General features: G+C 73.7%; 12 protein-coding genes. 6 read left to right on the top strand and 6 right to left on the bottom strand.

Going from position 1 to position 12076, the window contains the following annotated elements; translation table 11 throughout:
- The first annotated feature begins 1 nt into the window (after position 1).
- The 5 genes from DI272_RS37425 (at position 2) to DI272_RS37445 (ending at position 4758) form a co-directional block, all read left to right on the top strand.
- Positions 2-835: an amino acid ABC transporter permease gene (locus DI272_RS37425; protein WP_109499615.1), complete on the top strand. Its 834-nt coding sequence runs from the start codon at positions 2-4 to the stop codon at positions 833-835.
- Positions 832-1629 (top strand): amino acid ABC transporter ATP-binding protein, encoded by a 798-nt coding sequence (locus DI272_RS37430; RefSeq protein ID WP_109499616.1) that lies wholly within the window; start codon positions 832-834, stop codon positions 1627-1629. The genes DI272_RS37425 and DI272_RS37430 overlap by 4 nt, the downstream gene beginning before the upstream one ends.
- 55 nt (positions 1630-1684) lie before the next feature.
- Entirely contained in the window at positions 1685-2476 is a 792-nt protein-coding gene (locus tag DI272_RS37435) for a PIG-L deacetylase family protein (RefSeq protein WP_109499617.1), read from the top strand.
- Between the two features lie 30 nt (positions 2477-2506).
- Positions 2507-3598 (top strand): amidohydrolase family protein, encoded by a 1092-nt coding sequence (locus DI272_RS37440; RefSeq protein WP_109499618.1) that lies wholly within the window; start codon positions 2507-2509, stop codon positions 3596-3598.
- A gap of 254 nt (positions 3599-3852) precedes the next feature.
- Positions 3853-4758, top strand: coding sequence for an SCO1860 family LAETG-anchored protein (locus tag DI272_RS37445; RefSeq protein ID WP_109499619.1), 906 nt, complete (start codon positions 3853-3855; stop codon positions 4756-4758).
- A gap of 174 nt (positions 4759-4932) precedes the next feature.
- Here DI272_RS37445 and cobC read toward each other — a convergent pair whose 3' ends face one another.
- Genes cobC through cobM form a run of 6 tightly spaced genes read right to left on the bottom strand, consistent with a single transcriptional unit; the run spans position 4933 to position 11274 of the window.
- Complete coding sequence (cobC, locus tag DI272_RS37450) at positions 4933-6009, bottom strand: Rv2231c family pyridoxal phosphate-dependent protein CobC (protein WP_109499620.1); 1077 nt, start codon at positions 6007-6009, stop codon at positions 4933-4935.
- Entirely contained in the window at positions 5999-6943 is a 945-nt protein-coding gene (locus DI272_RS37455) for a sirohydrochlorin chelatase (RefSeq protein ID WP_109499621.1), read from the bottom strand. The genes cobC and DI272_RS37455 overlap by 11 nt, the downstream gene beginning before the upstream one ends.
- Positions 6940-7527, bottom strand: coding sequence for a precorrin-8X methylmutase (locus DI272_RS37460; protein WP_109499622.1), 588 nt, complete (start codon positions 7525-7527; stop codon positions 6940-6942). The genes DI272_RS37455 and DI272_RS37460 overlap by 4 nt, the downstream gene beginning before the upstream one ends.
- The gene (cobJ, locus tag DI272_RS37465; RefSeq protein ID WP_109499623.1) at positions 7524-9227 is read right to left on the bottom strand and encodes a precorrin-3B C(17)-methyltransferase; all 1704 of its coding nucleotides are present in this window, start codon (positions 9225-9227) and stop codon (positions 7524-7526) included. The genes DI272_RS37460 and cobJ overlap by 4 nt, the downstream gene beginning before the upstream one ends.
- Positions 9224-10459 carry a precorrin-6y C5,15-methyltransferase (decarboxylating) subunit CbiE gene (gene cbiE, locus DI272_RS37470; RefSeq protein WP_109499624.1) on the bottom strand — a complete coding sequence of 412 codons (1236 nt, stop codon included), beginning with the start codon at positions 10457-10459 and terminating at the stop codon, positions 9224-9226. Before cbiE ends, cobJ begins: the two co-directional genes overlap by 4 nt.
- Entirely contained in the window at positions 10456-11274 is an 819-nt protein-coding gene (gene cobM / locus DI272_RS37475) for a precorrin-4 C(11)-methyltransferase (protein ID WP_109499625.1), read from the bottom strand. The genes cbiE and cobM overlap by 4 nt, the downstream gene beginning before the upstream one ends.
- Before the next feature lie 68 nt (positions 11275-11342).
- Here cobM and DI272_RS37480 point away from each other — a divergent pair, with 68 nt between their 5' ends.
- Positions 11343-12071, top strand: a complete 729-nt coding sequence (locus DI272_RS37480; RefSeq protein WP_109499626.1) for a ZIP family metal transporter — start codon at positions 11343-11345, stop codon at positions 12069-12071.
- Positions 12072-12076 lie beyond the last annotated feature (5 nt).

The raw sequence follows: 12076 nt of genomic DNA on the forward strand, positions 1-12076 counted from the left end.
CATGGCCGATACGGACACACAACTCCAGCCCCGCAAGAAGGGCCTGACCCGGCGTCAGAAGCGCAGCCTGTCGCGTGGCGCGCAGTACGTCCTGTTCGTCGGCGCCGTGATCGCCTTCGCGGTGTCGGCGGACTGGGACCGGCTGAAGAACCAGTTCGCCCAGTGGGACATCGCGCAGCAGATGTTCCCGGACGTCATCACGCTGGCGCTGAAGAACACCGTGCTGTACACGCTGTCCGGCTTCGCCTTCGGGCTCGTCCTCGGCATGGTCATCGCGCTGATGCGGCTGTCGTCGGTGGGCCCGTACCGCTGGTTCGCCGGCGTGTACATCGAGATCTTCCGCGGGCTGCCCGCCCTGCTCATCTTCATCTTCATCGGTGTGGCCGTGCCGCTCGCCTTCCCGGGGACCGAGATCCCCGGCGGCACCTACGGCAAGGTCGCGCTCGCGCTCGGCCTGGTGGCGGCGGCGTACATGGCGGAGACGATCCGCGCGGGCATCCAGGCGGTGCCCAAGGGACAGATGGAGGCCGCCCGTTCACTGGGCTTCTCACCGGCCCGCGCGATGGTCTCGATCATCATCCCGCAGGCGTTCCGGATCATCCTGCCGCCGCTCACCAACGAACTCGTCCTGCTCTTCAAGGACTCCTCGCTGGTGCTGTTCCTCGGCGTCACCCTGGAGGAGCGCGAACTGTCCAAGTACGGCCGCGATCTGGCCAGCCAGACCGCCAACTCCACGCCGATCCTCGTCGCCGGCCTGTGCTACCTGCTGGTGACGATCCCGCTCGGCTTCGTCGTCCGCCGTATGGAGGCCAAGGCCCAGGAGGCGGTCAAGTGACCAGCACGGCAGAGATCCAGGTCCAGGGCCTGCACAAGTCGTTCGGCGACAACGAGGTCCTCAAGGGCATCGACCTGGAGATCGGACGCGGCGAGGTCGTCTGCGTCATCGGCCCGTCCGGCTCCGGCAAGTCCACCCTGCTGCGCTGCGTGAACCTCCTCGAAGAGCCCACCAAGGGCCAGGTCTTCGTCGGCGGCACCGAACTCACCGACCCGGACGTCGACATCGACGCCGCTCGCCGCCGTATCGGCATGGTCTTCCAGCAGTTCAACCTCTTCCCGCACCTCACCGTGACCGAGAACCTCACGCTCCCGCAGCGCCGGGTCCTCAGGCGCGGCAAGGCGGAGGCGGCGAAGGTGGCCGCCGAGAACCTGGAACGCGTCGGCCTGTCGGAGAAGGCGGGCGCCTACCCGGCCTCCCTCTCCGGCGGCCAGCAGCAGCGCGTCGCGATCGCCCGCGCGCTGTCCATGGGGCCCGAGGTGATGCTCTTCGACGAGCCGACCTCCGCGCTCGACCCCGAACTCGTGGGGGACGTCCTCGCGGTGATGCGGATGCTCGCGAACGAGGGCATGACGATGATGGTGGTCACCCACGAGATGACCTTCGCCCGCGAGGTCGCCGACCGGGTCGTCTTCATGGACGGCGGAGTGATCGTCGAGGACGGCGACCCGGCCCGGGTCATCGGCAACCCGAGCCACGAACGCACCCGCCACTTCCTCTCCCGCCTCCTCGACCCGGCGATGGCCGAGGTGGAGGAGGAGACGTCCGACCAGGTGGGCGGCGAGAAAGCCTGAAGAAGGACATACGTTCCTCTGTCCCCCGCACACCGCCAACCGTCATCATTCGGGCATGACGACTCAAGAGGAGACGGGCGGTCTCGGCGCCGGCGCCACGCTGCCGCCGCTGCCGGAGGACTGGGAACGCTGTCTGGCCGTGGCGGCGCACCCGGACGACATCGAGTACGGCACCGCCTCGGCCGTGGCCCGCTGGACGGCCCAGGGCAAGCAGGTCAGCTATCTGCTGGCCACCCGCGGCGAGGCGGGCATCGACGGACTCCACCCCGACCGGGCCGCTCCGCTGCGCGAGGCCGAGGAGCGCGCCGGGGCCCGTGAAGTGGGCGTCGACACAGTGGAGTTCCTCGACCACCGGGACGGCGTGGTCGAGTACGGGCCCGCCCTGCGCCGGGACATCGTCCGGGCGATCCGCCGGCACCGGCCCGAGATCCTCGTGACCGGGGCGTACACCGTCCGCATGGTCGCCGGCGTGGTCAACCAGGCCGACCACCGCGCGGTGGGCCTCGCCGCCCTCGACGCCGCCCGGGACGCGGGCAACCGCTGGATCTTCCCCGAACTCGCCGACGAGGGCCTCGAACCCTGGGGCGGCATCCGCTGCGTGTGCTTCGCCGGGGCCGAACGGCCCACCCACGGCGTGGACGTCACCGGCGAGCCGCTGGAGCGGGGCATCGCCTCCCTGGCGGCCCACGCCGAGTACACCAAGGGCCTCGGCGCCGGTTCCTTCGAGCCCCGCGCCTTCCTGACCTGGGCGGCCCGCCGGGGCGGCCCCGCGCTCGGCGTGCGGGAGGCGGTCCTCTTCGACGTCCACATGCTGGCCTTCGAGGGACCCCCGCCCTGGGAGCAGTGACCCGCCGGGCCCCCTACTAAGGTGCGAGGCATGAGCGATCACGCGGTGCTGCACGTCAAGGGACGAATCCTGGTCGGGCCCGAGGAGGTCCGCGACGACCTGTGGATCGTCGACGGCCGGATCTCCTACGACCGTCCCGTCGGCGCCCGTGACATCCGTACCGTCGTCGGCTGGGCCCTGCCGGGCCTGGTCGACGCGCACTGCCATGTCGGCCTCGGCCCGCACGGGCCGGTCGCGGAGGACGTCGCCGAGAAGCAGGCGCTGGCCGACCGCGAGGCCGGCACGCTGCTGATCCGGGACGCCGGATCGCCCTCCGACACCCGCTGGATCGACGACCGCGACGACCTGCCGAAGATCATCCGCGCCGGCCGGCACATCGCCCGCACCCGCCGCTACATCCGCGGCTACGCCCACGAGATCGAGCCGGACGACCTGGTCGCGTACGTCGCCCAGGAGGCGCGGCGCGGCGACGGCTGGGTCAAGCTGGTCGGCGACTGGATCGACCGTGACCTCGGTGACCTGTCCGCGGTCTGGCCGCGCGAGGCACTGGACGCCGCCATCGCCGAGGCCCACCGCCTGGGCGTCCGGGTCACCGCCCACTGCTTCTCCGCGGACTCCCTCCCGGACCTGGTCGGCGCGGGCATCGACTGCATCGAGCACGCCACCGGGCTGACCGAGGACCTCATCCCGCTCTTCGTCGAGCACGGCGTGGCGATCGTCCCGACCCTCGTCAACATCGCCACCTTCCCGCAGTTGGCGGCGGCCGGCGAGGGCAAGTTCCCGCGCTGGTCGGCACATATGCGGCGGCTCCACGAGCGGCGCTACGACACCGTGCGCTCCGCGTACGACGCCGGCATCCCGGTGTACGTCGGCACCGATGCCGGTGGCACCCTGCCGCACGGCCTGGCCGCGGCCGAGGTCGCGGAACTGGTCGCCGCGGGCATCCCCCCGGTCGAGGCGCTCGCGGCGACCACCTGGAAGGCCCGGGCGTGGCTCGGCCGCCCCGGCCTGGAGGAGGGTGCCGCCGCCGACCTCGTGGTGTACGAGGCCGACCCGCGCGCCGACGTACGCGTGCTGGCGGCCCCGCACCGGGTCGTCCTCAACGGCCGGGTCGCCGCCTAGGTCACGTTGACGCAGCGTAACCAGCGACCGCCCCGCCTCGTTCTGCACTCCTGCTCACGCGCCGCCCCGTCAACCCGCGCGCTCGCACGGAAGGGGGTGCGGGGGTGACTTCGAGGAACACCCGTGCCGTATGAATCGAAAAAGTTCACGGGAGCACCACGTTGGGGTGAAGTCCCGTGGGACTGCTGACTGTTCACTCTCAGTGCGTAATTCTTGCCGAGTCCCGAGCAAGTCTCCTCTGAGGGGTCCCCACCTTGAACGGCAAGAACTTCCGCATGCCCGCACGCCGTCTCGCGACCGTCGCGACGGCCACCGCCCTGGCCGCCGGTCCCGCGGTCCTGGCCGGCGCGGGCCCAGCGCACGCCACCGGCGGCGAGGGCCGCGCCGGCGCCGTCGTCCTGCGTACCGGGCTCGACGTGTCCCTGCTCAACAAGACCGTGAACGTCCCGCTCGCGGTCTCCCTGAACGAAGTGCAGGCGCCGCAGAGCGCCGAGAAGACCGCGCTGACGGCCGAGTTGAACGGCGTGAACAACGGCCGGGCCTTCAGTGTCCTGAACGCCGAGGTGGCGTCCGCGAAGGCGAACGTCACCGCGGCCAAGGCCGAGGCATCGACCCAGCTGGCCCACGCCAAGCTCCATGTCCCCGGCCTGCCCCTGCTCTCGGTCGTCGAGCTCGGCGCGGTCAGGTCGGAGGCGGTCTGCGAGGCCGGGAAGACCCCGGTCGCCCGGTCCAACGTGCTCGGTGACGTCACCGTCCTCGGCAAGAAGGTCTCCCTGACCGCGGGCGGCCCGACCGAGGTGAAGGTCCCGGGCGTCGGCGAGGTCCGCCTCGACCTCTCCAAGCGGGAGACCACCTCCCGCACGGCCGCCGCCACCGCCCTCGAACTCACCGTCTCCGTCAACCCGTTGAAGCTCAACGTGGCCGAGGTCGAGGGCACCCTGACCCTGGCGAAGGCGACCTGCGAGGCACCGCAGGCGCAGGCTTCCGCGGCGCCCTCGCAGAGCCCGGTCGGTGAGGTGAAGCCCCAGGGCGCCCCCGCCGAGGCCGGGCTGGCCGAGACCGGCGGCAACTCCATGACCCCGTACATCGCGGGCGGCGCCATCGCCCTGCTCGTCGCGGGCGGGGGAGCGGTCGCGGTGGCGCGACGCGGCAGGAGCTGACCGCCCGGCGGTAGCCTGACCGAGGCCGGCGGTCGACAAGCCCCCTGCCCGTCAGGGGTGTTGGCCGCCGGCCGGCACCAGTGACCGGCTTCCGGGAAGCCGACCGGCACGGTCCCGCGGGTGCCGGCGGCCTCACCCGCGTCGGCGCCCGCATCCTGGAACCTGTGCCGCCGGTCAGTGCTGCGACAGGACCATCGCCCGGTCCAGCGCCTGAAGGAACGAGTTGACCGTCGCCCGGTCCCGCACCGCGAGCCGCAGCCACTCCTCGTCCAGACCGGGGAAGGTGTCCCCGCGCCGCACCGCGAAGCCGAGGTCGCGCAGATGCCGGCGCACGGCGGCCGCGCGAGGCAGGCGTACGAGGACGAAGGGGCCTTCCGCCGGCTCGGCGACCCGGAGTCCGTCCGGGGCGAACTCCCGCAGCCCGGCGACGAGATGGGCCCGGTCGGCGGCGATGCGGTGGGCCGCGTGCGCCGCCTCGGCCAGCGCCTGCGGCGCCACGCAGGCCTGCGCCGCCGCGAGGGCCGGGGTGGACACCGGCCACAGCGGCTGGGCCCGTTCCAGTTCCTCGATCATCTCCGGGGCGGCGAGGACGTACCCGATGCGCAGCCCGGCCAGACCCCAGGTCTTGGTCAGGCTGCGCAGCACGACCAGCCCGGGCACGTCCGTGCGGCCCGCCAGCGCCTCCCGCTCACCCGGCACCGCGTCCATGAACGCCTCGTCCACGACCAGCGTCCGCCCGGGACGCGCGAGTGCGGCGATCGTGTCCGCCGGGTGCAGGACCGAGGTCGGGTTGGTCGGGTTGCCGATCACCACCAGGTCCGCGTCCTCGGGCACCGCCGCCGGGTCCAGGCGGAAGCCGTCCTCCGCGCGCAGCAGCAGCCGGTCGACCCGGTGCCCCGCGTCCCGCAGCGCCGCCTCCGGCTCCGTGAACTGCGGGTGCACCACCAGTGGCTGACGTGCCCTCAGGGCGCGCGCGAGCAGCACGAAGGCCTCCGCCGCGCCCGCCGTCAGCAGCACCCGCGCCACCGGCAGTCCGTGCCGGGCCGCCACCGCCGCACGCGCGTCCCGGCCGTCCGGATAGGCGGCCAGCCCGGCCAGCGACGCGGCGATCCGCTCCCGCAGCCACGCCGGGGGCGTGTCCGTGCGGACGTTCACGGCGAGGTCGGTGAGCCGCGCCCCGTCGTCCCGGACCTCCGCGTCACCGTGGTGCCGCAGGTCGTGGCTGCCGGTGCCCTGTCTGTCAGTGCGCATGGGAGTGGGAGCCGTGGTGGTGGTGTCCGTGGCCGTGGCCGTGGTGGTGGCCGTCGTCGTCGGGGTGGAAGTGCGGCTGCTGCGGCATCCCCACCTTGTCCTCGAAGCCCGGCAGCGCGATGCGGTACACGCACGAGTCGCAGTTCATCCGCAGATCTCCCTTGATCGCTTCCTGGTACCGCTCCATCACGAGGGCGAGCAGCTCCGGCTCCGGGCCGATCACGTCGGCGCAGTGCACCTCGGCCTCCGGGTGCGCGGCCGCCCAGCCCTCGGTCTGCTCCCGGACCCGGTCCGGGAGGATGCCGGTGAACAGGAAGTAGGGCAGGACGACGATCCGCCGCGCGCCCAGCTTCACGCAGCGGTCGAGGCCGCTCGGCACGTCCGGCGCGGCCAGCGACACGAACGCCGTCTCCACGCCCGCGTACCCGCGTCCCTCCCACAGCAGCCGGGCCGCCTTGTGCACCTCGGCGTTGGCGTCGGGATCGGTGGAGCCGCGCCCGACGAGCAGCACGGTGACGTCCGCGCGGTCGCCGGGGGAGCGCCCGGCGGAGGAGCCGGAGCCCAGCGCCTCCTCCAGCCGCCGCTCCAGGACGTTCAGCAGCGACGGGTGCGGGCCCAGGGGACGCCCGTAGGTGTACGAGATCCCCGGGTGCCGCTCCTTCTCGCGGGCCAGCGCCGCCGGGATGTCGCCCTTGGCGTGCCCGGCGGAGACCAGCATGAGCGGCACGGCGGTGAACCGTCGTACGCCCTGCTCCACCAGCTCGGTGACGGCCTCGCCCAGCGGCGGCGGGGACAGCTCGATGAAGCCGCCCGCGACGGGCAGTTCGGGGTGGCGGCGTCCCAGCTCCCGGACGAAGTCACGGAACGCCTCGGCCCCGGCCTCGTCGCGGGTGCCGTGGCCGGCGATGAGCAGAGCGGGCTGGGGGGTGGTCACGATTTCTCCTCGGTGGAAACGGGGTGGTACAGCAGGGCGTTGAGCGCGGCCGAGGCGACGGCCGACCCGCCCTTCTCGGACACGTTGCTCACGGCGGGCAGCCCGCTCTCGCGCAACGCGGCCTTGGACTCGACCGCGCCGACGAAACCGACGGGCAGGCCGATGACGAGCGCCGGGGCGGCGTCCAGGGTGAGCAGTTCCTCCAGCGCGGTCGGCGCGTTGCCGATCACCCAGAGGGCGCCGGGGCCGACCTGCTCGTGGGCGAGCCGGATCGCGTGCGCGGAACGGGTCAGGCCCGGCCCGGCGACGGCGTCCCGCAGCCGGCAGACGGTCTCGCGCCGGGTGATCCCGGCGGCCACCATCTCCACGTCCACGACGACGGGCGCCCCGCCGTGCAGCGCGGCGTGCGCCTTCGCCAGTTCGCCCTCGTCCATGACGAGGTCGTCGGCGTACTCCAGGTCGGCGGCGGAGTGGATGACCCGCTCCACCACCGCCCGGGTCAGCGGCGGGAGGTGCGAGGTGTCCAGACGGGCCCGCAGCCGCCGGTAGGACTCCTCCTCGATCGGATGGATCACGCGATTCACTTGGCGTCCTCCAGTGAGCCGTCCTGCCAGCGGTAGCCGCGCGGTGTCACCATGCGCCCCGCGATGTCACGGGTCGCCGTGTTGCCGACGGTCACCACCGTCATCATGTCGACCGTCGCCGGATCCAGGGACCCCAGCGACGTGAGCCGACTGGACTCGTCCGGCCGCGACGCGTTCCGTACGACCCCGACCGGTGTCGCGGGCTCGCGGTGCTCGGCGAGGATCGCCAGCGCCTTGGGCAGCTGCCAGTCACGGCCCCGGGAGCGCGGGTTGTAGAAGGTGACCACGATGTCCGCCTCGGCCGCCGCCCGTACCCGCCGCTCGATGACCTCCCACGGGGTGTGCAGGTCGGAGAGGCTGATGGACACGTGGTCGTGGCCCAGCGGGGCGCCCAGGATCGCGGCGGCGGCGAGCGCGGCGGTCACACCGGGGACACCGACCACCTCGATGTCGTCGGAGGCCTCGGCGAGCGCGGGGGAGGCCATGGCGTACACGCCCGCGTCCCCGCTGCCGATCAGCGCCACGGCCTGCCCCTTGCGGGCCTCCGCCACGGCCGTGCGGGCCCGCTCCTCCTCGGCGCCGAGCCCCGACTCCAGGATCACGGTGCCGGGCCGCAGCAGGTCGCGGATCTGGTCGACGTACTGGTCCAGGCCGACCAGCACGGAGGCGCGCCGGAGTTCGGCCTTCGCGCGCGGGGTGAGCAGGTCCCGGGCGCCGGGCCCGAGCCCGACCACCGCGAGCCGGCCGCGCGCGGGACGCCGTACGACGGCACAGGTGGCCATCGCGGGCAGCCCGTCCGCACGTTCCGACTTCCGCTTGGGTACGAGGAGTTCGCCGCCGGTCGCGAGCGCGGCGGCCTCGGCGACGGACGGGGTACCGACGGCGGCGAGCGGCGCGTCGGAGGGGTTGGGCACCTCGACGGCCGCCAACTCTTCGGCGGAGTGGGTCACCACGGGGACGCCCAGCCGAGCCGCCGCCTCCACGATGCCGGGTTCCCCGGCCTTGGCGTCGACGGTGGCGAGTTCGGCGACCGAGCGCGCGGACAGCCCGGCGTCCCGGAGGGCGTCCCGGACCAGCCCGAGCACCTCCTCGACGGGCGCCCCCCTGGAGGCGCCGACGCCGACGACGAGGGACGGCGGCCTGAGGACCACCTCGCCCTCGGCGGGCGCCACGAGCCGGTCGGTGACCCGCACGGTGCGGGCGCCCTCCGCGGTGACCTTCAGCGCGGGCAGCGGCCACGCCAACTCCGCCGCCAGGGCGACCGGTTCACCGTCCAGCAGGGCCCGCGACACGGCGGCGACATCCCCCTCGACGGGGAAGCCGAGCGTGTCAAGGCCCGGCAGCCCGACCGCGTCCGTCGCCGTCGTCACCACCGGCATCGCACCCAGCAACTCACCCACCTCACCGGCGAGTTCGTTGGCTCCGCCGCCGTGCCCGCCGACCAGCGACACGGCGAACCGCCCGCCCTCGTCGACGCACACCACACCCGGGTCGGACGCCTTGTCGCCGAGCAGCGGCGCGACCAGCCGCACCACGGCACCCGTGGCGAGGAAGCACACCAGCTGCTCGCACTCCGCGAACGCGGCCCGTACGGCGTCCCCGACGGGACCCTCGTACACCCGTGTCCGCTCCGGCCACGCGGCGGCCAGCCGGTCGCGCGCAGCCGCGCCCGCCGCGGTGGCGGAAATGAGGCCGATCACAGGGCAACTCCCTCTTGAGAAACGGGGGTCCGGGACCCCCACAGCAGAAAAACAGGATTGGTCGCCGCGAGCCGGGTGACATCCCCCGGCAGCGGCGCCAGCCGCGACGACTGCAACAGCACGCCGTCGCAGGAGAACCCGGCGCCCGTCAGCGCCTCGCGCACGGCCGGCACCCGGTCGAGCGCGGCCATCGCCACGACCACCGTCCGCCGCGCCCGTCGCGCGCACGCGGTCACGATCGCGGGCAGCTCACGTCCCCCGCCGCCGACGAACACGGCGTCCGGCTCGTCGAGATCGGACAGCACCGTCGGCGCGGCCCCGTGCACGGCCCGTACGTCGACACCGTGCGCCGCCGCGTTGGCGCGCACCCGCTCCACGCCGTCCCGGGTCTTCTCGACGGCGGTGACGGCGGCGCCGAGCCGCGCGCACTCCACGGCGACGGAGCCGGAGCCCGCCCCGATGTCCCAGACGTGGTCGCCGAGCCGCGGGCCGAGCCGGGCCAGCGCGAGGGCCCGTACCTCGAACTTGGTGATCATCGAGTCGCGGTGCGCGAACTCGTCCTCGTCCAGCGCCCACCGGGACGGGCCGGGGCCGGCCCCGGCCACCGTCAGCGCCGTGCCGCCGAGCACCCGCGTCTCGTCCAGGCACAGCACCACGCTGACCGACGTCCCCCAGTCCCGGGCGGCGGCCTCGGCCGGGGTCACCCGCTCGACGCGCTCCTCGGCGGAGCCCAGCGCGGAGGCGACGACCAGGACCCGGGCGTCGGCGCGCAGCGCGGCGCCGAGCTCGGCCGGCCCGGACCCGGGCCCGGTCAGCACGGCGACCTTGGGCCGCGCCCGGCACACGTTGACGGCCGTCCGCAGCTCCCGCCCGTGCGCGCTGACCACCACCGCGTCGTCCCACGTCAGCCCGAGCCGCGCGAAGGCGGCGGCGACGGACGACACCCCGGGCCGCACCTCCAGCCGGTCGGCCCCGAACCGCTCGGCCAGCGCCCGCACGATCCCGAAGAACCCGGGATCACCGGAGGCGAGCACGACGACGGGGTTCCGCAGCTTCAGATGCCGCTCGACGGCGTCCAGCGCGGGCGCGAGCGGCCCGAGGACGACCTGCTCGGCGTCGGCCGGGACCGGCGCGGACGCCAGATGACGCCGGCCGCCCACCACCAGCCGGGCCCCGGCCAGCGCGGCGGCGGGGACCGGCGCCCCCGTGCCCGTGCCGAAGACCGTGATCACGTACTCGCACCCCGCGCGCGCAGGGCCCGGCGGGCCTCCGGGTCGGCCTTGCGGTACCCGTGGAAGTGGCCGGGGTGGTACAGGTGCGAGCGGGTGCCCTCGGCGTCGAGCGCGGGCCCGACCAGGAAGAGGGTGTGCTTCCAGAGCTTGTGCTCCTTCACCGTCTCCTCCAGCGTCTCGATCGTGCACCGCACGACGAGCTCCTCGGGCCAGGTGGCCTGGTAGGCGACGACGACGGGCGTGGAGGTCGGGTACCCGCCCTCCAGCAGCTCCCGCACCAGCTGACCGCTGCGCGCCGCCGACAGGAAGATCGCCATGGTGGTGCCGTGCTTGGCGAACTCCCGCACCTCCTCGCCGGGCGGCATCGGCGTCTTGCCGCCGCCGAGCCGGGTCAGCACCACCGACTGCGCGACCTCGGGGATGGTCAGCTCGCGCTGCGCGAGCGCGGCGACGGCGGAGAACGCGGAGACACCGGGCACCACCTCGGTGGCGATACCGATCTCGGCACACCGGTCGAGCTGCTCCTGGGTACCGCCCCAGAGAGCGGGGTCACCGGAGTGGATGCGGGCGACCCGAAGGCCGTCCTGGCGGGCCCGCCGGTAGACGGCGACGACGTCCTCCAGCGACATCGTCGCCGAGTCGAGGATCTCCGCGCCCTCGCGGGCATGCTCCAGCACCTCGGCCTGGACCAGGCTGGCCGCCCAGATCACGACGTCGGCCTCGGCGATGGCGCGTGCGGCACGGAACGTCAGCAGGTCGGCGGCGCCGGGGCCGGCACCGACGAAGGTCACCTTGCCGGTGGGGGTGTCGGCCATGGAAATCGGTCCTCCTACAGGTACTGCCGGATGTGCGGAAACGGGGGCTGATCGGATACGAAGAACCCATGGCGGTCTTCGTCGCGCTCGGCGCGTTCCTGATGACGCTGGCCGGCGGCTGGACGGCCCAGAAGGTGACCGACCGTCGCCATCTGGTCCTCGGGCTGGCCGGCGGCCTCATGCTCGGTGTGGTCGGTCTGGATCTGCTGCCGGAGGCGCTGGAGGCGGCGGGCACCGAGATCTTCGGCGTACCGGCCGCGCTGCTGCTGTTCGTGGCGGGCTTCCTGGCCGCCCATCTGGTGGAACGTCTCCTCGCGGTACGCCAGGCGGCACACGGCGGCGAGGAGCACGACGGCCGGGTCCCCGAGGTGGGGCTCACGGCCGCCGCCGCCATGGTGGGTCACAGCGCCATGGACGGCGTGGCGATCGGCGCGGCCTTCCAGGTGGGCGGCGGCATGGGCGTGGCGGTCGCCCTGGCGGTGATCGCCCATGACTTCGCGGACGGCTTCAACACGTACACGATCACGAGCCTGTACGGGAACGCCCGCCGCCGGGCACTGGCGATGCTGTTCGCGGACGCGGCGGCCCCGGTGCTGGGCGCGGCCTCGACCTCCTTCATCAACATCCCCGAGAAGCTGCTCGGCGCCTATCTCGGCTTCTTCGGCGGCGCGCTGCTCTACCTGGCCGCCGCCGAGATCCTGCCCGAGGCCCACCACGAACACCCCGCCCGCTCGACCCTGCTGTGCACGGTCGCGGGCGCGGCGTTCATCTGGCTGGTGGTGGGCATCGCCGACTGACGCCC

The organism is Streptomyces sp. Act143 (genome assembly GCF_003143935.1).
Lineage (GTDB): Bacteria > Actinomycetota > Actinomycetes > Streptomycetales > Streptomycetaceae > Streptomyces.